Genomic DNA, 25,133 nt, shown 5'->3' with positions numbered 1-25,133 from the left:
CCGGATGGCGCTGACGCTTATCCGGCCTGGGAAATCAATCACTCGGCTTTGATGCCCAAGAGCGTCGAGGCGCTGGCCTGACCGCTTAATAACTCATCCGTTTTGCCCTGCCAGGCGATGCGCCCGTCGGCGACCACAATCGAACGGGACGCAATTCGCGCCGCATCTTCTACGCTGTGGGACACCATCAGCAAGGTAAGCTGTTTATCGCGACAGACTTCAGCAACCAGCGTTAACATCTCCTGGCGCAGGGCGGGATCGAGCGCAGAGAACGGTTCATCAAGCAGCAAAATGGGTTGTTCCCGCACCAGGCAACGCGCCAGCGCTACGCGCTGTCGCTGACCGCCGGAAAGCTCACCGGGGAGGCGCTCCAGCAGTGAGTCGATCCCCATTTGCTGCGCGATGTGATGCATTTTCTCCCGCTGCGATGCGTTCAGCTTCAATCCCGGGTTAAGGCCCAGGCCGATGTTTTGCTGCACGCTCAGGTGGCTGAACAGGTTATTTTCCTGAAACAGCATCGAAACGGGGCGACGTGAGGGAGGCGTGGCGGTGTGATCTTCACCTTCAATCAACATGGTACCGCTGGCTGGCGTGAGAAAGCCGGCGATCAGATTCAGCAGCGTACTTTTCCCGGCGCCGCTGGGCCCGAGGATCGCAACCTGCTCACCGCGTGCGATCGACAGCGTAAAGCGCATCGGCAAATGGTGATAAAGCCATGTGATATCAATCAGTTTTAACATTTCGACCCGGCAATTTCTCAATAACGGTAAACAGCGTAAAGCACAGGATCAGCAGCAATAACGCCGTAACTGCGCCATCCTGACTGCGATAAGAGCCTATCTGCTGATATAAATAAAACGGCAGGGTGCGGAAATCCTCATTACCAAATAGCGCGACCACGCCAAAATCGCCAATCGACAGCACGCAGGCAAAAGCCATCGCCTGCGCCAGCGGGCGCTTCAGGGCGCGCAGTTCAACCACTTTCAGGCGCGACCATCCCTCAATTCCCAACGACTGGCACAACATACTGTAGCGGGTGGTGACGTCCCGCATTGGGTTTTCCAGTACCTTCAGCGCGTAAGGGATCGCCATCAGCGCATTGGTAAAAATGACAATCCCGTCGGCTGATTCGGGGAGTCCAATGGTGTTATTGAGCAGCAGAAAGAAGCCGGTTGCCAGCACGATGCCCGGCATGGCGAGGATCAACATGCCGCTAAGTTCCAGCATCTGACCTGCCAGCACCTGCTGTCGGGCACGCAGTTCACGACTGCTCCATAACAGCATCATGGTGAGAACTACGCACAACGCACCTGCCGCCAGCGCAATGCGCAGCGAGGTTCCCAGTGCGTGCCACAGTACAGGTTGCTTAAGAACATCCAGCATATGGCGGTTAAAACCATCGACAATTACCGCCAGCAGCGGCGGCAGCAGTAGCAGCAGGGCCAGAATAATCAGCAGTGCGTCTGCCAGGCGGCTGTGCAGACGATCGTCGGGATCGCGCCAGCCCTGAACCAGCGTGGTACCGGGGGCGATGGCGCGGCTCAGACGTTGGCTGAAGAGCACCAGCGCTAAACAACAAACCATCTGGATCAACGCCAGCATGGCGGCGCGGGCGGGATCGTAATCAAAGTTCAGCGCCTGATAAATCGCCAGCTCGATGGTTGTGGCCTGCGGTCCACCGCCCAGTGACAAAACGGTGGCGAAGCTGGCGAAACAGAGCATAAAGATGAGCGCCGCGACGGGAAGGATTTGCCGACGCAGCCACGGCCATTCAACAAAGCGGAAGAAATGCCAGCCGCGCAGACCTAACTGAGCGGCTAACTGTCGCTGTTCGCCGGGAATATTCTCCAGCGACTGCAACAGCAAACGACTGGCCATCGGCAGATTGAAAAAGACGTGCGCCAGCAGAATGCCCTGCAAACCGTACGGCGAAAACGTCCATTCCAGCCCGAATGTATGCCAGATCGAGGCCAGCCAGCCCTGACGACCGTACACGCTAAGAATACCGAAGACCGCGACCAGCACTGGCAGGATTAACGTCATCGCGCACAGGCGCAGCAGCGCCAGTCGTCCTGGAAAACGGCGGCGATAGAGCGCTCTGGCAAGGAAAATCGCCGGGATGACCGACAGCACTGCGGATAAAAAAGCCTGCCAGAAAGAAAAGCGCACCACGTGCCACAGGTAGTCGTCTTGCCACAGTGAGCGCCACTCCCCCCGTGGGGCGTTAAACCACAGCGCCAGAAACGCGGCCAGGGCAACGGTCACCATCAGCGTGGCGGCGGTAAGCCCTGGAACCAGCCAGCCGGAAATTAACGGCTGACGGCGCGTTGCCATTCGCTAATCCATGCCTGGCGTTGAGCCGCAACCTGCTGCGGCGTAAATTCCAGCGCGGTGGCTGGCTTATTCAGTTGCTCGAATCCAGAAGGCAGGGCGACCGGGGTTACCGGATACATCCAGTTGCCGGTCGGAATCGCATTCTGGAAGGCTGGAGACACCATAAACTTGAGGAATTTCTCGGCCAGTTCCGGCTGTTTGCTGGCCGCAGTACGGGCGGCGACTTCCACTTGCAAATAGTGGCCTTCGCTAAAGTTGGCTGCGGCGTAGTTGTCTTTTTTCTCGGCGATGATGTGATAGGCCGGAGAGGTGGTGTAGCTGAGTACCAGGTCGCTTTCGCCTTTCAGGAACAGGCCGTAGGCTTCACTCCAGCCCTTGGTGACCGTGACGGTTTTTGCCGAAAGCGCGCGCCAGGCCTCCGGCGCCTTATCGCCATAGACTTTTTGCATCCATAGCAGCAGGCCCAGCCCCGGCGTGCTGGTACGCGGGTCCTGATAAATGACGCGCCATTTTTGATCGCTCTCTACCAGTTCTTTCAGGCTTTTGGGCGGATTCTTCAGCTTGTTCTTATCATAAACGAAGGCGAAATAGCCGTAATCAAACGGAACGAAGGTATCGTTTTTCCAGCCGCCGGGCACGTTTACGGCTTCACTTGCTACACCGCTTTTGGCAAACAGTTTGGTTTGGGTGGCGGCTTCCAGAAGGTTGTTATCGAGGCCCAGTACGACGTCAGCTTTACTGTTTTTTCCTTCCATGCGCAGGCGGTTAAGCAGCGAGACACCATCTTCCAGCGCGACCAGTTTCAGTTCACAGTTGCAGTCAGCTTCAAAGGCTTTTTTTATTGTCGGGCCCGGGCCCCAGTCAGCTGCGAACGAGTCGTAGGTATATACTGTCAGTACAGGTTTGGCGAAAGCAGGCGCTGCGCACAGCAGTAAAAGCGGAAGACATTTTTTAAACACTTTGCACCTCATAAAGTTGGGTGGCAAAGGACTTGAGTTGCAGCCTCAAATCCCTTCGCCGGCATTATCCGGATCAGGTTCGACGGGTATCTCTCAGCCCATACACTTCATCATTCACGCTGCCTCTGTGTTGGCTGCGTTACTCGGCCCATCTCCGGGCCTCGCCCCTTCGGGGCCGCTGCAAGCAGCGTTCAAATCTGCTCCCGGCAGATTTGTCGCTCACCCCAGTCACATAGTTATCTATGCTCCTGGGGACTCACTCGCTTGCCGCCTTGATGCAGCGTGAATGATTTTGTGTATGTTTTTATTTAGCACCCCGTTGAGAACGGCGTTAGTGTAATGATTTTGTTGCTATGCGGCAATCAAGAGCCGGATCTAAGGATCCGGTGGTGCAAACCACGCCGATTTAAAATCAAACCAGCCGAGGGTGTTCATGCGTAATCCGCGCATACTGCGCTGTCCTTGAATGATGAGCCAGTGGTGGATCAGCGGCACAATGGCCTTTGTGGCGAGCAGCTGTTGGCACCATGCCGCCAGGCTCATTTCGCCCGTTCGCCAGCGGGCCGCATCGTTTTCCCAGTCCCGCGAGATACAGTTTTGCAGTAACGGGACTTCGCACAAATGGGCGAACAGCGAGAAATCCAGCGGTAGGGTAAAATTGGCGCTGTTGAGCCAGATATCGCTGACGATTTCACCCGCATGCCATTGATCGTAGTCGATCTCCTGAATATTTAACTGTACCTGATGCTCTGCCAGCAACGTCTTCATGATCTGCGCGATAATCCGATGTTCGATGTGATCGCGATAGTAGGTGATCGTCAGCGTTTCCAGTCCGGCGGGTTTTTCACCATGGCCGGGTTTGGCATGGTGCCAGCGGGGGAGCAAACCGTAGGCGGGAAACCACAGTCGCTGGAACTGTTCGTCGGCGTGGCAGATGAGATGGGTTGGCGAAAGAACGCGGCTAACCCAATCGCGAACCTCCTGATTAGCGCCACGGTGGGTGCGCGCATCAAACAGCAGGTAGTAGCATCCTTCCTCGAGGCGGCTTTCGATCGCCTTTTCATCCTCCGTGGGGCCTTTTAGCGTCAACCCACCGCCAGGCTCTTCACCGATATCGGGTAAAACCCAAACGTTAACTTCGTCGATCAGCGCCCGGTAGCCAAAATAATCATCAAATGCATGAATTTTCAGTTGGTTATTGGTATTGCGCATCACCGCATAGGGACCAGTGCCAATTGGGTGGCTGGAGAAGTTGCTGAGCGTCTCCCATTCTCGCGGCAGGATCATGGCGGGGACTTGCCCCAATAGCCAGGGAAGCCAGCGGTCGGGTTGGGCGAGATGGATATCCAGCGTCCAGGCCGTGGGAGAAACGATCTGCGTGATGTGCGAGTACAGCGGCAGGGCGTTAATGCGCATCAGCGAGGTGATGACATCTTCCATTTCCAGTTCGCGGCCATGATGAAAATGAATCCCCGGACGCAGGAAGAATCGCCAGTGTAAAGGTGAAATCTGCTGCCAGTGATGGGCGATGTCCGCTTCCAGTTCCCCATTTTCCTCATTTACCCGAATTAAGGCGCTGAAGATTTGCCGGGCGATATGAGTTTCTGAACGGCGTAGCGCCGTACCGGGAAGCAGGTTGTGCATGGGACGATAATAGAGAACGCGCATGATGTGCCGCCCCTGGCGAAAACTGCGTCCCAGGTGCGAAACCAGCATCTGTCGTACGGCCGTTTTGTCACCGACCAGCTGCACCAGTTGATCGATGCGATCCTGTTCCAGCAGGTCTTCTGCCCGCTGCTGCTGGAGTGCCAGCCCGGTATAGAGGAAAGTCAGGCGCGAGCGTTTACCTCGCCCAACTTCGGCTTCCCACGTTAACCAGCCGCGTTCTTGCATGGTATTGAGCAGGGTACGCATATGGCGGCGCGAACAACTCAGCAGCTCCGCCAGCTCGTTCAGCGTCGTGTCTTGCGTTTTGCCGTCACAGCATTGCCACAGACGGATGAACTGTTGTTGCAGACGACCAGAAGACATAAAAGGGGAACTCCTGCGAAAAACTCAGCAATTTTATTATCCCTATATTAAGCCAATAATAGATTCCGATGAAGCGATGAGACAACGAAGGGGTCATCTATGCGTCAGTTCTGGTTGAAATACTTTACCGCGACGGAAAAATCGTCCTGGTTGGCTTGCCTGAGCGCACCGCAGCGCTTAAAGATGCTCGAAGAACTGATGCAGTGGGAGGTGACAGCCTGACTCCTGAATTGGGAATTGCAGACATCATGTGTGACTGAGTATTGGTGTTAATCGCCGCGCCAGCAGATAATCACTGCTGGCTTTTTTTGTTTCTGCTGCGCTAAAAGGAACTGTAATGCTCTGGATTATGACCATGGGACGGCGCCTCAACGGCGTTTACGCGGCATTTATGCTGGTTGCTTTTATGATGGGCGTAGCAGGGGCGTTGCAGGCACCCACGCTGAGCTTGTTCCTGAGCCGTGAAGTCGGGGCGCAGCCGTTTTGGGTCGGGCTGTTTTATACCGTCAATGCGATTGTCGGGATCGTTGTCAGCCTTGCCCTCGCGAAACGATCCGACAGCCAGGGCGACAGGCGCAAGCTGATCATGTTCTGCTGCCTGATGGCAATCGGAAACGCGCTGCTGTTTGCGTTTAATCGCCACTATCTCACGCTTATCACCTGCGGTGTGCTGCTGGCCTCGCTGGCGAATACCGCCATGCCGCAGCTGTTTGCGCTGGCGCGGGAATACGCTGATAACTCCGCGCGTGAAGTGGTGATGTTTAGCTCGGTGATGCGTGCGCAGCTTTCGCTGGCCTGGGTAATTGGACCGCCGCTGGCCTTCATGCTGGCGCTGAATTACGGCTTTACGGCGATGTTTTCCATTGCCGCAGGGATTTTCGCCATTAGCCTGGTGCTGATTGCGCTGATACTGCCGTCAGTCACACGGGTGGAGCAACCTGTTGACGTACCGCTGGAACAGACCGGCGGTTGGCAGGACAAAAATGTGCGCATGTTGTTTATTGCCTCCACGCTGATGTGGACCTGCAATACCATGTACATCATCGATATGCCGCTGTGGATAAGCCTTGAGCTGGGGTTACCGGACAAGCTGGCCGGTATCCTGATGGGGACGGCGGCTGGGCTGGAAATTCCGGCGATGATCCTGGCGGGCTACTATGTGAAGCGCTTTGGTAAACGGCGAATGATGATCGCGGCCGTCGCGGCGGGCGTACTGTTTTATCTTGGTTTGATCTTCTTTCACAGCCGCACGGCGCTGCTGGTGCTGCAACTATTTAATGCAGTATTTATCGGTATCATCGCCGGGATAGGAATGCTGTGGTTTCAGGATCTTATGCCCGGGCGTGCGGGGTCAGCGACCACATTATTTACCAACAGTATTTCAACGGGGGTCATTCTCGCGGGAGTGATTCAGGGGGCTGTTGCGCAAAGCTACGGTCACTTTGCCGTCTATTGGGTGATTGCGGCGATTTCTGTGGTCACGCTGGTGATGACCGGGCGGGTAAAGGACGTTTGATTTTTGGAGTGCCGGATGGCAGCTTACGCCTTATCCGGCACTACAAGGACTAGCGCATAAACGCTGGCTGCTTGTCTTCGTACTCGGTGATGGCTGCTTCATGCTGCAGCGTCAGCCCGATGCTGTCCAGACCGTTCAGCATGCAGTGGCGGCGGAAGTCGTCGATTTTAAAGCTGTAGGACTTATCGCCCGCTTTCACCACCTGCGCTTGCAGATCCACTTCAAATTTAATGCCCGGATTGGCTTTCACCAGGGCGAACATTTCATCTACCTGCGCGTCGCTCAAGGTCACCGGCAGCAGTTGGTTATTGAAGCTGTTGCCGTAGAAGATGTCAGCGAAGCTTGGCGCGATCACTACTTTAAAGCCGTAATCGGTCAGCGCCCATGGCGCATGTTCACGGGAAGAGCCGCAGCCAAAGTTTTCCCGCGCCAGCAGAATTGACGCGCCTTTATATTCCGGGAAGTTCAGTACGAACTCTGGGTTAGGCTGTTGCCCTTTTTCATCCAGAAAACGCCAGTCGTTAAACAGATGAGCGCCAAAACCGGTGCGCGTAACCTTCTGCAAAAACTGTTTGGGAATAATCGCGTCGGTATCCACGTTGGCGGCATCCAGTGGGACAACCAGGCCGGTATGTTGGGTAAATTTCTCTGCCATGGTAGTTTCCTTATTTGATGCTGCGAATGTCGGCAAAATGACCGGTAACGGCGGCAGCGGCGGCCATGGCCGGGCTGACTAAATGCGTGCGACCACCGCGGCCCTGGCGGCCTTCAAAGTTACGGTTGCTGGTGGATGCACAGCGCTCGCCTGGGTTCAGGCGGTCATTGTTCATGGCCAGACACATGGAACAGCCCGGTAAACGCCATTCAAACCCGGCTTCGATGAAGATCTTGTCCAGACCTTCCGCTTCAGCCTGCGCTTTCACCGGACCAGAACCCGGCACAACCAGCGCCTGTACGCCTGGCGCAACTTTGCGTCCTTTGGCGATTTGGGCCGCAGCGCGTAAATCTTCAATACGCGAATTGGTACAGGAACCGATAAACACTTTATCAATAGCCACTTCTGTTAACGGAATACCCGGTTTCAGCCCCATATATGCCAGCGCTTTTTCAGCCGATGCGCGCTCAACGGGATCGGAAAATGACGCCGGGTCGGGAATATTATCGTTCACCGAGATGACCTGACCCGGGTTCGTACCCCAAGTGACCTGCGGTGCGATCTCTTCTGCCTGCAGGGTAACGACGGTATCAAACGTCGCGTTGTCGTCGGTTTTCAGCGTTTTCCAGTACGCAACCGCGTTGGTAAAATCCTCACCCTTCGGTGCGTGTAAACGCCCCTGCACATAGTTAAAGGTGGTTTCATCCGGTGCGACCAGACCCGCTTTGGCGCCCATTTCAATGGCCATGTTGCACAGGGTCATACGGCCTTCCATGCTCAGCGCACGGATGGCTTCGCCACAAAATTCAACGACGTGCCCGGTACCGCCTGCACTACCGGTTTTACCGATAATCGCCAGCACGATATCTTTGGCGGTAATGCCTGGTGCTGCCGTGCCGTTAACTTCAATCTTCATGGTTTTGGCACGCCCCTGTTTCAGGGTCTGCGTCGCCAGAACGTGTTCAACTTCAGAGGTGCCAATACCAAAGGCCAGCGCGCCAAACGCGCCGTGTGTGGCGGTGTGGGAGTCGCCGCAAACGATGGTCATACCCGGCAACGTCACGCCTTGCTCAGGCCCCATCACGTGAACGATCCCCTGATACGGGTGGTTCAGGTCGTACAGTTCGACGCCAAATTCATTGCAGTTTTTGATCAATTCCTGCATCTGAATGCGCGCCATTTCGCCGGAAGCGTTAATGTCTTTGGTTTGCGTGGAGACGTTATGGTCCATAGTGGCAAAGGTTTTACCCGGCTGGCGCACCTGACGGCCATGCGCACGCAGGCCATCAAACGCCTGCGGAGAGGTCACTTCATGCACCAGATGTCTGTCGATATACAACAGCGGGGTTTCGTTTTGCGCTTCGTAGACGACGTGCGCATCGAACAATTTTTCGTATAACGTTTTGGCCATGATTACACCCCTTCTGCGACGTAACGGGCAATAATGTCACCCATTTCATCGGTACCGACTGCGGCAGCGCCACGGGCTAAGTCACCGGTGCGAATGCCTTCTTCTAATGCGCGGTTGATGGCGCTCTCGATTGCGGTTGCCGCATCATTGGCGTCCAGGCTGTAGCGCAGCAGCAGCGCCAGCGAAAGGATTTGGGCGATAGGGTTAGCAATGTTTTTCCCGGCGATATCTGGAGCGGAGCCGCCAGCGGGCTCGTACAGACCAAAGCCCTGCTCATTCAGGCTGGCGGACGGTAACATCCCCATTGATCCGGTGATCATGGCGCATTCGTCAGACAGAATGTCGCCAAACAAGTTGGAGCACAGCAGCACGTCGAACTGGGATGGATCTTTGATCAACTGCATCGTCGCGTTGTCGATGTACATATGCGCCAGCTCAACATCCGGATATTCATTAGCAATTTCATTGACGATTTGGCGCCACAGAATAGACGTTTGCAGTACGTTGGCTTTATCAATCGACGTGACTTTGCGGCGACGCTGGCGAGCAGATTCAAACGCGATACGTGCGATACGCTCGATCTCGAAACGGTGATAAACCTCGGTATCAAAGGCTTTTTCATGTTGTCCGCTGCCTTCGCGGCCTTTTGGCTGACCGAAGTAGATACCGCCGGTCAGTTCGCGCACGCACAGGATGTCGAAACCGTTCGCGGCAATATCTGCGCGCAGAGGGCAAAATGCTTCCAGCCCCTGGTACAGCTTAGCCGGGCGCAGGTTGCTGAATAATTTGAAGTGTTTACGCAACGGCAGCAGCGCGCCGCGTTCAGGCTGCTGGTTTGGCGGCAGATTTTCCCATTTCGGACCGCCAACGGAGCCAAACAGAATGGCGTCAGCTTGCTCACAGCCTTCAACCGTCGCTGGCGGCAGCGGCTGACCATGGTTATCGATAGCTGCCCCCCCCACGTCGTAGTGGCTGGTGGTAATGCGCATGTTAAAACGGTTGCGGATTGCGTCCAGTACCTTCAGGGCTTGCGCCATCACTTCCGGACCAATACCGTCGCCCGGCAAAACAGCAATATGATAATTCTTCGACATCACACGGTTTCCTTGTTGTTCTCGTTGTTCTGAGCTTTGCGTTGCAATTCTTTTTCGACTTCTTCGGCGCGCCAAATGTTGTTCAGCACATGAACCATCGCTTTCGCGGACGATTCGACGATATCTGTTGCCAGACCGACGCCGTGGAAGCGGCGACCGTTATAATTAGCAACGATATCCACCTGGCCCAGCGCATCTTTACCGTGCCCTTTGGCGGTCAGGCTGTATTTCACCAGTTCGATGTTGTACTCGGTCACACGGTTGATGGCCTGATAAATGGCATCGACCGGACCGTTACCGTTCGCCGCTTCGGCTTTGACTTCTTCACCGCAGGCCAGCTTGACGGAGGCGGTGGCGATGTCATTTGAGCCGGACTGCACGCTGAAGTAATCCAGACGGAAATGCTCCGGCTCTTCCTGCTGTTTATTAATAAAGGCCAGCGCTTCCAGGTCGTAATCAAATACCTGACCTTTTTTATCCGCCAGCTTCAGGAATGCGTCGTACAGGTTGTCCAGGTTGTATTCATTCTCTTTATATCCCATCTCGTCCATACGGTGTTTCACTGCGGCGCGTCCGGAACGGGAAGTCAGGTTCAACTGCACCTGGTTCAGACCGATGGATTCAGGCGTCATGATTTCGTAGTTTTCACGATTTTTCAGTACGCCGTCCTGATGGATGCCAGAGGAGTGGGCAAAGGCGCCGCTACCGACAATGGCTTTGTTGGCCGGAATGGGCATGTTGCAGATTTGGCTGACTAACTGACTGGTACGCCAGATTTCTTGGTGATTAATGCGGGTCTGTACGTTCAGGATATCTTTGCGCACTTTGATCGCCATGATCACTTCTTCCAGTGAGCAGTTACCGGCGCGTTCGCCGATACCGTTCATCGCGCCTTCCACCTGGCGAGCACCGGCGTGGACGGCCGCCAACGCGTTGCCAACGCCCAGACCTAAATCATCATGGGTGTGCACGGAGATGATGGCTTTATCGATATTCGGTACGCGTTCATACAGACCAGAAATGATTGCTCCGAATTCGAAAGGCATGGTGTAGCCAACGGTATCGGGGATATTGATAGTTTTGGCTCCCGCATTAATCGCGGCTTCGACCACGCGGGCCAGATCGGCAATAGGGGTACGGCCAGCATCCTCGCATGAGAACTCCACGTCATCCGTATAATTACGCGCACGCTTCACCATGTAGACTGCTCGCTCGATCACTTCATCCAACGTGCTGCGCAATTTCGTCGCGATATGCATCGGCGAGGTGGCGATGAACGTATGAATGCGGAAAGCCTCAGCGACCTTCAGAGATTCTGCGGCAACGTCGATATCTTTTTCTACGCAGCGGGCTAAGGCGCAAACGCGGCTGTTCTTCACCTGACGAGCGATGGTTTGTACGGACTCAAAGTCACCCGGTGAAGAGACCGGAAAACCGACCTCCATCACGTCAACGCCCATACGCTCGAGGGCCAGCGCAATCTGCAGTTTTTCTTTCACACTCAGGCTCGCCTGTAACGCCTGTTCACCGTCACGTAAGGTGGTATCGAAAATAATGACTTGCTGGCTCATGGTTTAGGTCCTTGGTCTTTAGGGCGCCTTGCTTCGAGCATAAAAAAACCCGCGCAACGGCGCGGGTTTTTTGTCTTAACTGGAGCTGACTTAATGCTGAATGTCGTCCACCAGTCTACCGCGCAATGAGAATGCGTTTAGTAGTAGTAGACCGATAAAACGAGCAATGTAAGTCATCAATCAAGCTCCAGGCGAATGCGATATGCTTTTAGTGGTACTGGATATGAAGACTGATGTCAACCCCATTCCCTGTAAATGCTCCCGTTAAGGGGGAAAGTTTCTGATAAACTTAAGCGAATTGTGCTGAATTTCTCAGGGTATATAAAATTAATCATCTGATCGTTGAACATGTTTTTCACGGTTTGACATATTTAAGCATATTTATTTGCATTTATGGTCACGAAGAACTGAAGATAACGCCTCATTTGGGATTTCATATCTTTATGATTTATCAGCTTTTATATTCATTCTGAATGGATGAAACCAATGTGTTACCCAATAATTGATAAATTAATGTTAACTTTTAATGTGTTAATAATAGAAATGTTTAATTAAAACTTAAATACGTATTCACTGTGCGTATGATTGTGCATTCGCCACGCTTATGGTTATATTGTTTTCGAAATTTAAACATATGAATCATCGCGCAGTGACATCTGCCGCACTACGCTTGTGGTGTTCTTTTGTACATTTAGATTTGTGCCTTTATGTTTTCCTAATTTTAATGTTTTTCCTTTTTCTTATTTTATATGCATGGTAAATCATATTAACGGAGATTATTTCTGCACTCCGTCTGGGAAAAGGGAGTTTAGAGTGACAGTGGAGTTAAATATGCCAGAAGTAAAAATAATAGATAAATCTAATCTCATAGAGATGGGGAAGCCACAGCTTCGCATGGTTGATCTTAATTTATTAACTGTTTTTGATGCGGTGATGCAGGAACAAAATATTACGCGTGCTGCACATACGCTGGGGATGTCGCAACCCGCTGTCAGTAATGCGGTCGCACGCCTGAAAGTCATGTTTAACGATGAGCTTTTTGTTCGTTATGGCCGTGGAATCCAGCCGACAGCAAGAGCCTTCCAGCTGTTTGGCTCCGTTCGTCAGGCATTGCAATTAGTGCAGAATGAACTGCCTGGTTCCGGCTTTGAACCTACCAGCAGCGAGCGTGTATTCAATCTTTGCGTATGCAGTCCATTGGATAATATTCTTACTTCGTTGATTTATAATCGAGTTGAACAAGTCGCGCCGAACATTAATGTCGTTTTTAAATCTTCACTAAATCTAAATACCGAGCACCAATTACGTTATCAGGAAACTGAGTTTGTTATTAGCTATGAAGAATTCCGTCGTCCGGAATTTACCAGTGTTCCGTTATTCAATGACGAAATGGTGTTAGTGGCAAGCAAAAAACATCCGCGCATTAGTGGCCCATTGCTGGAAAGCAATCTCTATCATGAACAGCATGCCGTGGTTTCGCTCGATCGCTTCGCCTCATTCAGCCAGCCGTGGTATGACACACCGGATAAACAATCCTGCGTGGCTTATCAGGGAATGGCATTAATCAGCGTGCTTAATATTGTGTCGCAAACGCACCTGGTCTCTATTGCGCCGCGTTGGTTGGCGGAAGAGTTCGCCGATTCTTTAGAACTGCAGATATTGCCTTTACCTTTAAAATTGAACAGCCGCACATGTTATCTTTCCTGGCATGAGGCTGCGGGGCGCGATAAAGGACATCAATGGATGGAAGAACTGTTGGTCTCCGTCTGTAAGAAGTAGCCGCTGGCAGAATAAATCGGGGAATACATCTGGTTTATTCTGCTTTTATCTTTATATCTAAAATTTTGTGCTGAACTCGACTTTTTACGTATGTCCGAAAGTGTAAAAAAATAGACTAATTGCTGTAAGTCCCCCTTTTTAAGCGATTATTTATCATATCAATTGCTTATGCTGGTTTAATTCTCCATTTATTCAATTCTTACCTCCGTTTTATTCTTATTTACTCCAGTGCCACCTCTTCGGAGTCAATTGCCATGCGTCATCGTCAGCGGTTAATGTGTTGTTAAACCGTAATTCATTATAAGAGTGAGGCAAGCCATGGAGATGTTGTCTGGAGCCGAGATGGTCGTCCGATCGCTTATCGATCAGGGTGTGAAGCAGGTATTCGGTTATCCCGGGGGGGCCGTCCTCGATATTTATGATGCATTGCATACGGTCGGCGGTATTGATCATGTGTTAGTCCGTCATGAGCAAGCCGCAGTACATATGGCTGATGGCCTGGCGCGTGCCACGGGAGAAGTGGGCGTCGTTTTGGTCACTTCCGGACCAGGGGCAACCAATGCGATCACCGGGATTGCAACGGCATATATGGATTCCATTCCGCTGGTGATCCTCTCCGGCCAGGTCGCCACCTCCCTGATTGGCTACGATGCCTTTCAGGAGTGCGACATGGTGGGTATATCCCGCCCGGTGGTAAAACACAGTTTTCTGGTTAAACAAACGGAAGATATCCCGCAGGTGCTGAAAAAAGCCTTCTGGTTGGCGGCAAGCGGTCGTCCGGGGCCGGTGGTGGTGGATTTGCCGAAAGATATTCTGAATCCGGCGAAAAAACTGCCTTATAGCTGGCCGGAGTCGGTGAGTATGCGTTCGTATAACCCGACAACGACCGGGCACAAAGGACAGATAAAACGTGCTTTGCAGACGCTGGTCGCGGCGAAGAAACCGGTTGTCTATGTTGGTGGTGGCGCGGTGAATGCCGCCTGTCACGAACAACTGGGGCAAATTGCCGAAGCACTTAATCTGCCGGTTGTCTCCTCGCTGATGGGGTTAGGCGCGTTTCCGGCCACGCATCGCCAGGCGCTGGGAATGTTGGGCATGCATGGTACTTACGAAGCGAATATGACCATGCATCATTCTGATGTGATCTTTGCCGTCGGCGTTCGTTTTGACGATCGAACGACCAATAATCTGGCAAAATATTGCCCGAATGCGACCGTGCTGCATATTGACATCGATCCGACCTCTATTTCAAAAACCGTCACTGCGGATATTCCGATTGTGGGCGATGCTCGCCTGGTGCTGGATCAGATGCTTGAACTGCTGCCACAGGAGAAATCGCAGCAGCCGCTGGATGATAACCGTGACTGGTGGCAACAGATCGAACACTGGCGCGCTCGTCAGTGCCTGAAATACGACACGCAAAGTGAAAGTATTAAACCGCAGGCGGTGATTGAAACCATCTGGCGTCTGACGAAAGGGGATGCATACGTGACCTCTGACGTTGGCCAGCATCAAATGTTTGCCGCACTTTACTATCCGTTCGATAAACCACGCCGCTGGATTAACTCAGGCGGCCTCGGCACCATGGGATTCGGTTTACCCGCGGCGTTAGGGGTGAAAATGGCGCTGCCGGATGAAACAGTGGTGTGCGTCACCGGGGATGGCAGCATTCAGATGAACATCCAGGAACTGTCGACGGCGCTGCAATATGAGCTACCGGTACTGGTGCTCAACCTTAACAACCGCTATCTCGGCATGGTCAAACAGTGGCAGGACATGATTTACTCCGGGCGTCACTCCCAGTCTTACATGCAGTCGCTACCTGATTTTGTGCGCCTTGCTGAAGCTTATGGGCATATCGGTATCCAGATTAATCATCCAGGCGAACTGGAGAGCAAGCTGGGCGAAGCGCTGGAACATGTGCGTAACCATCGCCTGGTGTTTGTTGATGTCACCGTCGACGGCAGTGAGCATGTCTACCCGATGCAGATTCGTGGGGGCGGGATGGACGAAATGTGGTTAAGTAAAACGGAGAGGACCTGATTATGCGCCGGATATTATCAGTATTGCTGGAAAACGAGTCGGGTGCATTGTCACGTGTGATTGGCCTCTTCGCCCAGCGCGGATACAACATTGAAAGCCTGACCGTCGCGCCGACTGACGACCCGACCTTATCGCGGATGACGATTCAAACGGTAGGGGATGAGAAAGTCCTGGAGCAGATCGAAAAGCAGCTACACAAACTGGTGGATGTTCTGCGCGTCAGCGAACTGGGGCAGGGCGCCCACGTTGAACGAGAAATCATGCTGGTGAAAATCCAGGCTAGCGGCTATGGCCGGGAAGAGGTGAAACGCAACACGGAGATATTCCGTGGGCAAATCATCGATGTTACGCCGTCGATCTACACCGTACAGCTGGCGGGCACCAGCGATAAGCTGGATGCGTTTCTGGCAACGCTACGGGAAGTCGCCAAAATCGTGGAAGTTGCCCGTTCCGGCGTGGTGGGGCTTTCCCGCGGCGATAAAATTATGCGCTAACGCTTACCTGACCTACGCGAGATGCATTGGCTATCGGTTGCTTTTTTTTGCGAAATCAGCAGTAACCAGAGACAAAAGCGGTTGCCGCAGTCATTATTCTGCGCTTAGATGTTAAGAAGTTTAACCCATGCCATCTCAAAGGTTATGGTTTGTACATTTTACGCAAGGGGCAATTGTGAAACTGGATGAAATCGCTCGGTTGGCCGGCGTTTCGCGAACGACTGCAAGCTACGTTATTAACGGCAAAGCAAAGCAATACCGCGTAAGCGACAAAACGGTTGAAAAAGTCATGGCGGTGGTGCGTGAGCATAATTACCATCCGAATGCCGTGGCGGCCGGGCTGCGTGCTGGACGCACACGTTCTATCGGGCTGGTGATCCCGGATCTCGAGAACACGAGCTATACCCGGATTGCAAACTATCTGGAGCGCCAGGCGCGTCAGCGCGGGTATCAACTACTGATTGCCTGCTCTGAAGATCAGCCGGATAACGAAATGCGCTGTATTGAGCATCTTTTACAACGTCAGGTTGATGCCATTATCGTTTCGACTTCCTTGCCGCCTGAACATCCGTTTTATCAGCGCTGGGCGAACAGTTCATTCCCGATTGTGGCGCTGGATCGCGCGCTGGATCGTGAACATTTCACCAGCGTGGTGGGCGCTGACCAGGATGATGCGCAGATGCTGGCGGAGGAGTTACGTAAATTCCCTGCTGAAACCGTGCTCTATCTGGGGGCTCTTCCTGAATTGTCCGTCAGTTTCCTGCGCGAACAGGGTTTCCGTACCGCGTGGAAGGACGATCCACGTGAAGTGCATTTTCTCTATGCCAACAGCTATGAGCGGGAGGCGGCCGCGCAGTTATTTGATAAATGGCTGGAAACGCATCCAATGCCTCAGGCGCTGTTTACCACGTCGTTTGCCCTGTTGCAGGGGGTGATGGATGTGACCCTGCGGCGCGACGGGCAGTTACCGTCTGATTTAGCGATTGCGACTTTTGGCGACCACGAGCTGCTCGACTTCCTGCAGTGCCCGGTACTGGCGGTGGCGCAGCGCCATCGAGATGTCGCGGAACGCGTGCTGGAGATTGTGTTGGCAAGCCTGGATGAGCCGCGTAAACCCAAACCAGGTTTAACGCGTATACGGCGTAATCTGTACCGTCGCGGTATTCTAAGCCGTAACTAAGTTGCCTCAATTGATGATGTCGGCGGATAAGCCTCTGACATCATCAATTATCCCGTTCTCGGAAATAACCGCATTATAATTAAGAATATTCTTTAGAATTATCTGAAATTGATTCTTCTATTATGCCGAATTAAAAATGCAACTATCCATTTTTGGGTAATTGAGACGTAACGATGCGTTACGGTTGTATTATTTTGTTACAAGCATGTAGGGATTTGCCGAATTAACAAACACTTTACTGGTGTGTTGCGACAATCTCGCCCTTATCTCGCTCCTGTGCGGCGTACAGACTGATTAACTGGTACTGTTATCTCGCTGCATATTGTCCTAAAATGCCGCTCGCGTCGCAAACTGACACTTTATATTTTTCTTTTGATGATATTCAGTTGTTTTAAACAATCATGAGTTGTTGGATTTTTTTCTTACAAATATTCATGACGTTAATTTGCTTCGTTTGCTGTACGGAATTTGTTCAACGCTGATATTAGCCGTAAACAATGGGTTTTTTGCTCCGCTAAGCGCCGTGACTTGCTTGACAAGGTTTTCCTCCGCTCCGTAAACTCCTTTAAGTGGGAATTTGTGGGATAAAGTGGTAATCGGGGGTGAGGCTGGCATGTTCCGGGGAGCAACGTTAGTTAATCTCGACAGTAAAGGGCGCTTATCTGTGCCTACCCGTTATCGGGATCAACTGCTCGAGAGCGCTACCGGTCAAATGGTTTGCACCATTGACATCCATCACCCGTGCCTGCTGCTGTACCCCCTGCCTGAATGGGAAATTATCGAGCAGAAGTTATCGCGTCTGTCGAGCATGAATCCAGTTGAGCGTCGCGTACAGCGCCTGTTGTTGGGTCATGCTAGCGAATGTCAGATGGATAGCGCTGGCCGATTATTGATAGCGCCCATTCTGCGGCAACACGCAGGGCTAACGAAAGAAGTGATGCTGGTTGGGCAGTTCAATAAGTTTGAGCTGTGGGATGAAACGACCTGGTATCAACAGGTCAAGGAAGATATCGACGCTGAGCAGTCTGTTACCGGCGCGCTGTCGGAACGATTGCAGGATTTGTCTCTATAAAATGATGGAAAATTATAAACATACAACGGTGTTGCTGGATGAAGCCGTAAACGGCCTGAATATTCGTCCAGACGGCATCTACATTGACGGGACATTTGGTCGCGGTGGTCACTCACGTCTGATCCTCTCGCAACTTGGCGAAGCGGGGCGTTTACTGGCCATCGATCGCGATCCGCAGGCGATTGCCGTTGCAAAGACGATTACCGATCCCCGTTTTTCCATCGTCCATGGTCCTTTTTCTGCGCTGGCTGATTATGTCGCCGAGCGCGGACTTACCGGTAAGATCGACGGGATTCTTCTTGATCTTGGGGTGTCTTCTCCACAGCTTGATGATGCTGAGCGCGGATTCTCATTTATGCGTGACGGTCCGTTAGATATGCGTATGGACCCAACACGCGGTCAGTCAGCGGCCGAATGGCTGCAAACCGCCGATGAAGCAGACATTGCCTGGGTGATTAAAACCTTTGGCGAAGAGCGCTTCGGCAAACGTATTGCTCGCGCCATAGTAGAGCGCAACCGCATCGAACCGATGACCCGCACTAAAGAGCTGGCGGAAGTTATTGCGGCGGCAATGCCGGTGAAAGACAAATTCAAACATCCCGCGACCCGTACCTTCCAGGCGGTGCGCATTTGGGTGAACAGTGAACTGGAGGAGATAGAGCAGGCGCTAAAAAGCTCGCTCAGCGTGCTGGCACCAGGTGGTCGCCTTTCGGTAATCAGTTTCCATTCGCTTGAAGATCGCATTGTGAAACGCTTTATGCGCGAACAAAGCCGTGGTCCTCAGGTTCCGGCTGGAATACCGATGACCGAAGCGCAGATCAAAAAGCTGGGCGGCCGTGAGTTAAGAGCACTAGGCAAGATGATGCCGGGTGAAGAAGAGGTAGCTGAAAATCCTCGTGCCCGTAGTTCAGTTCTGCGTATTGCAGAGAGGACGAACGCATGATCAGCAGAGTGACAGAAGCCCTCAGCAAAGTTAAAGGATCGATAGGAAGCAACGAGCGCCATGCCTTGCCTGGCGTGATCGGTGACGATCTTTTGCGGTATGGGAAGCTGCCACTCTGCCTGTTCATTTGCATTATTTTGACGGCGGTTACCGTCGTGACAACAGCACACCATACGCGGTTACTGACCGCGCAGCGTGAGCAGCTGGTTCTGGAGCGAGATGCGTTGGATATCGAATGGCGCAACTTGATCCTTGAGGAGAACGCGCTCGGCGACCATAGCCGTGTTGAACGGATCGCAACGGAAAAGCTGCAAATGCAGCATGTTGATCCCTCACAAGAAAATATCGTAGTACAAAAATAAGGATAAACGCGACGCATGAAAGCAGCGGCAAAAACGCACAAGCCAAAACGCCAGGAAGAACAAGCCAACTTTATCAGTTGGCGTTTTGCGTTACTGTGCGGCTGTATTTTGCTGGCACTGGGTTTTCTGCTGGGGCGCGTTGCCTGGCTGCAAATCATCGCGCCGGACATGCTGGTGCGTCAGGGCGATATGCGCTCTCTGCGCGTACAGGAAGTGTCCACATCGCGCGGGATGATTACCGACCGTTCAGGTCGTCCGCTGGCGGTGAGCGTTCCGGTTAAGGCGATTTGGGCCGACCCAAAAGAGGTGCATGACGCAGGCGGCGTAAGCGTTGGTGAACGCTGGAAAGCGCTGTCGACCGCGCTGAATCTCCCGCTCGATCAACTGGCTTCCCGCATTAACGCCAACCCGAAAGGGCGCTTTATCTATCTGGCGCGTCAGGTAAACCCTGACATGGCTGACTACATCAAAAAACTGAAGCTGCCAGGCATTCACCTGCGCGAAGAATCCCGCCGTTACTATCCTTCCGGAGAAGTGACCGCTCACCTTATCGGCTTTACTAACGTTGACAGCCAGGGGATTGAAGGCGTTGAGAAGAGCTTCGACAAATGGCTCACCGGGCAACCGGGCGAACGCATTGTACGTAAAGACCGTTATGGCCGCGTCATTGAGGATATTTCCTCTACCGACAGCCAGGCGGCGCATAACCTTGCGCTAAGTATCGATGAGCGTTTACAGGCGCTGGTCTACCGTGAACTGAATAACGCCGTGGCGTTTAACAAGGCGGAGTCAGGCAGTGCGGTACTGGTGGATGTGAACACCGGTGAAGTGCTGGCGATGGCCAACAGCCCGTCCTACAACCCGAACAATCTCACCGGTACGCCGAAGGATGCGATGCGTAACCGTACGATTACCGACGTGTTTGAACCGGGTTCCACCGTCAAACCGATGGTGGTGATGACGGCGCTGCAGCGTGGCGTGGTTCGCGAAAATACCGTACTTAACACTATCCCTTACCGAATTAATGGCCATGAAATCAAAGACGTGGCGCGTTATAGCGAATTGACCCTCACCGGGGTTTTGCAGAAGTCGAGTAACGTCGGTGTTTCCAAGCTGGCGTTAGCGATGCCGTCCTCAGCGTTAGTAGACACTTACTCACGTTTTGGGCTGGGAAAAGCGACCAATTTGGGGTTGGTCGGAGAACGCAGTGGCTTATATCCTCAAAAACAACGGTGGTCTGACATAGAGAGGGCCACCTTCTCTTTCGGCTATGGGCTAATGGTAACGCCGTTACAGTTAGCGCGAGTCTATGCAACGATCGGCAGCTATGGCGTTTATCGGCCACTGTCGATCACCAAAGTTGACCCTCCTGTTCCGGGCGAGCGTATCTTCCCGGAATCAACCGTGCGTACCGTAGTGCACATGATGGAAAGCGTGGCGTTGCCCGGTGGCGGCGGCGTGAAGGCGGCGATTAAAGGCTATCGTATCGCCATTAAAACCGGTACGGCGAAGAAAGTAGGGCCGGATGGCCGCTACATCAACAAATACATTGCTTATACCGCAGGCGTTGCGCCTGCGAGTCAGCCGCGCTTCGCGCTGGTTGTTGTTATCAACGATCCGCAGGCGGGTAAATACTACGGTGGCGCCGTTTCAGCGCCGGTCTTTGGTGCCATCATGGGCGGCGTACTGCGCACCATGAACATCGAACCGGATGCGCTGACAACGGGCGATAAAAATGAATTTGTGAATAATCAAGGCGAGGCAACAGGTGGCAGATCGTAATTTGCGCGACCTTCTTGCTCCATGGGTGCCGGGTGCACCGGAGCGAGCACTGCGGGAGATGACGCTCGACAGCCGTATGGCTGCATCGGGCGATCTCTTTGTCGCAGTATTGGGTCATCAGGCGGACGGGCGTCGGTATATCCCGCAGGCGATAGCGCAAGGTGTGGCTGCCATTATTGCAGAAGCAAAAGATGAAGCTACTGACGGTGAAATCCGTGAAATGCACGGCGTTCCAGTTATCTATCTCAGTCAGCTTAACGAACGTTTATCTGCACTGGCGGGCCGCTTTTACCACGAGCCTTCTGAAAAAATGCGACTGGTCGGCGTGACCGGGACCAACGGTAAAACCACCACCACCCAATTGCTGGCACAGTGGAGCCAACTGCTTGGTGAAACCAGCGCGGTGATGGGAACAGTCGGCAATGGCCTGCTGGGCAAAGTGATCCCGACGGAAAATACCACCGGTTCAGCCGTTGATGTCCAGCATGTGCTGGCGGGGCTGGTTGCACAAGGCGCAACGGTTGGCGCAATGGAAGTGTCTTCACACGGTCTGGTTCAGCATCGCGTGGCGGCGCTGAAGTTTGCCGCATCAGTATTTACTAACTTAAGCCGTGACCATCTTGATTACCACGGCGACATGGAACATTACGAAGCCGCGAAATGGCTGCTGTATTCCACGCACCATTGCGGCCAGGCCATCGTTAATGCGGATGATGAAGTCGGTCGTCGCTGGTTGGCCAAACTTCCGGATGCGGTTGCCGTATCGATGGAAGACCACATCAACCCGAACTGTCACGGTCGTTGGTTAAAGGCGATTGACGTGAATTATCATGACAGCGGGGCAACGATTCGTTTTACCTCCTCATGGGGTGACGGCGAAATTGAAAGTCGCCTGATGGGCGCGTTTAACGTCAGCAATCTGCTGTTGGCGCTGGCAACGCTGCTGGCGTTGGGATATCCGTTAGCTGATTTACTGAAAACGGCGACACAATTACAGCCGGTTTGTGGGCGCATGGAAGTGTTCAGCGCGCCGGGTAAAACCACCGTTGTGGTTGATTATGCCCATACGCCAGATGCGCTGGAAAAAGCGCTGCAGGCGGCACGTCTGCACTGTACTGGCAAACTGTGGTGCGTCTTTGGCTGCGGCGGCGATCGCGACAAAGGCAAACGTCCGTTGATGGGCGCGATTGCCGAGCAGTTTGCTGATGTTGTCGTGGTGACCGATGACAACCCGCGTACCGAAGAGCCGCGCACCATTATTAACGACATTCTGGCGGGTATGCTGGATGCCGGACAGGCGAAAGTGATGGAAGGTCGCGCAGAGGCTGTGACAAACGCCATTATGCAGGCGAAAGAAAACGACGTGGTGCTGGTGGCCGGGAAAGGTCACGAAGACTACCAGATCGTTGGCTCGCAGCGCCTCGACTATTCTGACCGCGTTACGGCAGCGCGTCTGCTGGGAGTAATCGCATGATTAGCGTAACGCTCAGCCAACTGGCGGAGATCCTCCGCGGCGAACTGAAAGGAGCCGATCTGACTCTTGATGCGGTGACAACTGATACGCGTAAAGTTACGCCGGGTTGCCTGTTTGTCGCGCTGAAAGGCGAACGCTTTGATGCCCACGATTTCGCAGACAAGGCGCAAGAGAGCGGGGCGGGTGCGCTGCTGGTCAGCCGTCCGTTGGACACCAACCTGCCGCAGCTGATTGTTAAAGATACACGTCTGGCGTTTGGTGAACTGGCGGCATGGGTACGCGCCCAGGTTCCGGCGCGCGTTGTCGCGCTGACCGGCTCTTCCGGTAAAACGTCCGTCAAAGAGATGACCGCATCCATTCTGAGTCAGTGTGGCAACACCTTATATACCGCGGGCAACCTGAATAACGACATCGGCGTACCGATGACGCTGTTGCGCTTAAACAACGATTACGACTATGCCGTGATTGAGCTTGGCGCTAATCATCAGGGCGAAATCGCCTGGACCGTTGGCCTGACGCGTCCGGAAGCGGCGCTGGTGAATAACCTGGCGGCCGCGCATCTGGAAGGCTTTGGTTCACTGGCGGGCGTTGCGAAGGCAAAAGGTGAGATTTTTACCGGCCTGCCAGCGAACGGAATCGCCATTATGAATGCCGACAATAACGACTGGCTGAACTGGCAGAGCATTATCGGCGATCGCAAAGTCTGGCGCTTCTCCCCGAATGCGGCCAACAGCGACTTTTCGGCGGCCAATGTTCATGTGACTTCACACGGCACAGAGTTTTCTCTGCAAACGCCAACCGGAAGCATTGATGTTCTGCTGCCGCTGCCGGGTCGTCACAACATTGCTAACGCCCTGGCGGCGGCTGCGCTCTCTATGGCGGTAGGCGCGACGCACGAAGCGATTAAAGCGGGTCTGAAGGAGCTGCAAGCGGTACCGGGCCGTCTGTTCCCGATTCAACTGGCAGAAAATCAGCTACTGCTGGATGACTCCTATAACGCAAATGTCGGGTCAATGACCGCAGCGGTAAACGTGCTGTCCGAAATGCCGGGCTACCGCGTGCTGGTCGTTGGCGATATGGCAGAGCTTGGCGCGGAAAGCGAAGCATGCCACGTGCAGGTGGGTGACGCTGCGAAGGCTGCAGGTATCGACCGTGTGCTGAGTACAGGGAAACTGAGTCAGGCAATTAGCCATGCCAGCGGTGTGGGTGAGCATTTTGCGGATAAAACCGCGTTGACCGCGCATCTTAAGGCGCTGATTGCAGAACATCAGATTATGACGATTTTAGTGAAGGGTTCACGTAGTGCCGCCATGGAAGAGGTAGTACGCGCATTACAGGAGAATGGGACATGTTAGTTTGGCTGGCCGAACATTTGGTCAAATATTATTCCGGCTTTAACGTCTTTTCCTATCTGACGTTTCGCGCCATCGTCAGCCTGCTGACCGCGCTGTTCATCTCTTTGTGGATGGGCCCGCGCATGATCGCCCGCTTGCAAAAAATGTCCTTTGGACAGGTCGTGCGTAACGACGGTCCGGAATCACACTTCAGTAAACGCGGTACGCCGACCATGGGCGGGATTATGATCCTCACCGCGATTGTTATCTCCGTACTGCTGTGGGCATACCCGTCGAACCCGTACGTATGGTGCGTGCTGGTGGTATTGGTCGGTTACGGCATTATCGGTTTTGTCGATGACTACCGCAAAGTGGTACGCAAAGACACCAAGGGCCTGATCGCGCGCTGGAAATACTTCTGGATGTCGGTGATTGCGCTGGGCGTGGCCTTTGCCCTGTATCTGGCTGGTAAAGATACCCCGGCCACTGAGCTGGTGGTGCCGTTCTTTAAAGACGTGATGCCCCAGTTGGGGCTGTTCTACGTGCTGCTGGCGTACTTCGTGATTGTGGGTACTGGCAACGCGGTCAACCTCACCGATGGTCTGGATGGTCTGGCGATTATGCCGACCGTCTTTGTGGCCGCAGGTTTTGCGTTGGTAGCGTGGGCGACCGGTAACATGAACTTCGCCAACTATCTACATATTCCCTATTTACGTCATGCCGGCGAATTGGTGATCGTTTGTACGGCAATTGTCGGTGCGGGGTTAGGCTTCTTGTGGTTTAACACCTATCCGGCGCAGGTCTTTATGGGCGACGTCGGATCGCTGGCGCTGGGCGGCGCGCTGGGCATTATTGCCGTGCTGCTGCGTCAGGAGTTCCTGCTGGTGATCATGGGCGGTGTATTCGTCGTAGAAACACTGTCGGTCATTTTGCAGGTTGGCTCCTTTAAGCTGCGCGGACAGCGCATCTTCCGTATGGCGCCGATCCACCATCACTATGAACTGAAAGGCTGGCCGGAACCGCGCGTAATTGTGCGCTTCTGGATTATTTCGCTGATGCTGGTGCTGATTGGCCTGGCAACGCTGAAGGTACGTTAATC

Annotated in this window: 21 protein-coding genes and 1 riboswitch; of the genes, 13 read left to right on the top strand and 8 right to left on the bottom strand. The window is 53.5% G+C overall.

Annotated elements, in window-relative coordinates; all coding sequences use genetic code 11:
- Positions 1-38: 38 nt before the first annotated feature.
- The 4 genes from thiQ to sgrR form a co-directional block, all read right to left on the bottom strand.
- Positions 39-740 (bottom strand): thiamine ABC transporter ATP-binding protein ThiQ, encoded by a 702-nt coding sequence (gene thiQ, locus HV037_RS19945; protein ID WP_016151677.1) that lies wholly within the window; start codon positions 738-740, stop codon positions 39-41.
- Positions 724-2,334 carry a thiamine/thiamine pyrophosphate ABC transporter permease ThiP gene (thiP, locus tag HV037_RS19940; protein WP_103283472.1) on the bottom strand — a complete coding sequence of 537 codons (1,611 nt, stop codon included), beginning with the start codon at positions 2,332-2,334 and terminating at the stop codon, positions 724-726. The genes thiQ and thiP overlap by 17 nt, the downstream gene beginning before the upstream one ends.
- Positions 2,310-3,293, bottom strand: a complete 984-nt coding sequence (gene thiB / locus HV037_RS19935; RefSeq protein WP_080859376.1) for a thiamine ABC transporter substrate binding subunit — start codon at positions 3,291-3,293, stop codon at positions 2,310-2,312. The genes thiP and thiB overlap by 25 nt, the downstream gene beginning before the upstream one ends.
- Before the next feature lie 33 nt (positions 3,294-3,326).
- Positions 3,327-3,429, bottom strand: a riboswitch (TPP riboswitch).
- Between the two features lie 239 nt (positions 3,430-3,668).
- On the bottom strand, positions 3,669-5,324 hold the full coding sequence (sgrR, locus tag HV037_RS19930; protein ID WP_016155682.1) for an HTH-type transcriptional regulator SgrR: 1,656 nt from the start codon (positions 5,322-5,324) through the stop codon (positions 3,669-3,671).
- 99 nt (positions 5,325-5,423) lie between these two features.
- Here sgrR and sgrT point away from each other — a divergent pair, with 99 nt between their 5' ends.
- Both sgrT and HV037_RS19920 read left to right on the top strand, forming a co-directional pair.
- Positions 5,424-5,546: a glucose uptake inhibitor SgrT gene (gene sgrT / locus HV037_RS19925; RefSeq protein ID WP_016151681.1), complete on the top strand. Its 123-nt coding sequence runs from the start codon at positions 5,424-5,426 to the stop codon at positions 5,544-5,546.
- 115 nt (positions 5,547-5,661) lie between these two features.
- On the top strand, positions 5,662-6,840 hold the full coding sequence (locus tag HV037_RS19920; protein ID WP_016155683.1) for a sugar efflux transporter: 1,179 nt from the start codon (positions 5,662-5,664) through the stop codon (positions 6,838-6,840).
- A gap of 49 nt (positions 6,841-6,889) precedes the next feature.
- On the opposite strand, the gene leuD is transcribed toward HV037_RS19920, so the two are convergent.
- The 4 genes from leuD to leuA are packed head-to-tail and all read right to left on the bottom strand — an operon-like array spanning position 6,890 to position 11,571.
- Positions 6,890-7,495 (bottom strand): 3-isopropylmalate dehydratase small subunit, encoded by a 606-nt coding sequence (gene leuD / locus HV037_RS19915; RefSeq protein WP_016155684.1) that lies wholly within the window; start codon positions 7,493-7,495, stop codon positions 6,890-6,892.
- A 10-nt stretch (positions 7,496-7,505) separates the two neighbouring features.
- Complete coding sequence (gene leuC / locus HV037_RS19910) at positions 7,506-8,906, bottom strand: 3-isopropylmalate dehydratase large subunit (protein ID WP_016155685.1); 1,401 nt, start codon at positions 8,904-8,906, stop codon at positions 7,506-7,508.
- 2 nt (positions 8,907-8,908) lie between these two features.
- On the bottom strand, positions 8,909-10,000 hold the full coding sequence (gene leuB / locus HV037_RS19905; RefSeq protein ID WP_016155686.1) for a 3-isopropylmalate dehydrogenase: 1,092 nt from the start codon (positions 9,998-10,000) through the stop codon (positions 8,909-8,911).
- Positions 10,000-11,571: a 2-isopropylmalate synthase gene (gene leuA / locus HV037_RS19900; protein WP_016151686.1), complete on the bottom strand. Its 1,572-nt coding sequence runs from the start codon at positions 11,569-11,571 to the stop codon at positions 10,000-10,002. The genes leuB and leuA overlap by 1 nt, the downstream gene beginning before the upstream one ends.
- Positions 11,572-12,402: 831 nt before the next feature.
- On the opposite strand from leuA, the gene leuO reads away from it, so the two are divergent.
- From leuO to mraY, 11 genes are all read left to right on the top strand, one after another.
- Positions 12,403-13,350, top strand: coding sequence for a transcriptional regulator LeuO (leuO, locus tag HV037_RS19890; RefSeq protein ID WP_016151687.1), 948 nt, complete (start codon positions 12,403-12,405; stop codon positions 13,348-13,350).
- A gap of 318 nt (positions 13,351-13,668) precedes the next feature.
- Positions 13,669-15,393, top strand: coding sequence for an acetolactate synthase 3 large subunit (gene ilvI, locus HV037_RS19885; protein ID WP_016151688.1), 1,725 nt, complete (start codon positions 13,669-13,671; stop codon positions 15,391-15,393).
- Between the two features lie 2 nt (positions 15,394-15,395).
- Positions 15,396-15,887 carry an acetolactate synthase small subunit gene (ilvN, locus tag HV037_RS19880; RefSeq protein WP_003829566.1) on the top strand — a complete coding sequence of 164 codons (492 nt, stop codon included), beginning with the start codon at positions 15,396-15,398 and terminating at the stop codon, positions 15,885-15,887.
- A 175-nt stretch (positions 15,888-16,062) separates the two neighbouring features.
- Entirely contained in the window at positions 16,063-17,067 is a 1,005-nt protein-coding gene (gene cra / locus HV037_RS19875; RefSeq protein ID WP_016151689.1) for a catabolite repressor/activator, read from the top strand.
- A 613-nt stretch (positions 17,068-17,680) separates the two neighbouring features.
- Positions 17,681-18,139: a division/cell wall cluster transcriptional repressor MraZ gene (mraZ, locus tag HV037_RS19870; protein WP_005124560.1), complete on the top strand. Its 459-nt coding sequence runs from the start codon at positions 17,681-17,683 to the stop codon at positions 18,137-18,139.
- 1 nt (position 18,140) lies between these two features.
- Positions 18,141-19,082, top strand: a complete 942-nt coding sequence (gene rsmH / locus HV037_RS19865) for a 16S rRNA (cytosine(1402)-N(4))-methyltransferase RsmH (RefSeq protein WP_016155687.1) — start codon at positions 18,141-18,143, stop codon at positions 19,080-19,082.
- Positions 19,079-19,444, top strand: coding sequence for a cell division protein FtsL (ftsL, locus tag HV037_RS19860; RefSeq protein WP_006686695.1), 366 nt, complete (start codon positions 19,079-19,081; stop codon positions 19,442-19,444). The genes rsmH and ftsL overlap by 4 nt, the downstream gene beginning before the upstream one ends.
- Positions 19,445-19,459: 15 nt before the next feature.
- Positions 19,460-21,226, top strand: coding sequence for a peptidoglycan glycosyltransferase FtsI (gene ftsI, locus HV037_RS19855; RefSeq protein WP_103283473.1), 1,767 nt, complete (start codon positions 19,460-19,462; stop codon positions 21,224-21,226).
- Positions 21,213-22,700, top strand: coding sequence for a UDP-N-acetylmuramoyl-L-alanyl-D-glutamate--2,6-diaminopimelate ligase (gene murE, locus HV037_RS19850; RefSeq protein ID WP_103283474.1), 1,488 nt, complete (start codon positions 21,213-21,215; stop codon positions 22,698-22,700). Before ftsI ends, murE begins: the two co-directional genes overlap by 14 nt.
- Positions 22,697-24,055 carry a UDP-N-acetylmuramoyl-tripeptide--D-alanyl-D-alanine ligase gene (murF, locus tag HV037_RS19845; protein WP_019078371.1) on the top strand — a complete coding sequence of 453 codons (1,359 nt, stop codon included), beginning with the start codon at positions 22,697-22,699 and terminating at the stop codon, positions 24,053-24,055. Before murE ends, murF begins: the two co-directional genes overlap by 4 nt.
- Complete coding sequence (gene mraY, locus HV037_RS19840; RefSeq protein WP_016151694.1) at positions 24,049-25,131, top strand: phospho-N-acetylmuramoyl-pentapeptide-transferase; 1,083 nt, start codon at positions 24,049-24,051, stop codon at positions 25,129-25,131. Before murF ends, mraY begins: the two co-directional genes overlap by 7 nt.
- The last annotated feature ends 2 nt before the right edge of the window (positions 25,132-25,133 follow it).

It is taken from the genome of Citrobacter sp. RHBSTW-00017 (assembly GCF_013797615.1).
GTDB classification, from domain to species: Bacteria; Pseudomonadota; Gammaproteobacteria; order Enterobacterales; family Enterobacteriaceae; genus Citrobacter; species Citrobacter braakii.
The sequence above is the reverse complement of the archived record's forward strand: the minus strand, read 5'-3'. Positions and strand labels throughout refer to the sequence as shown.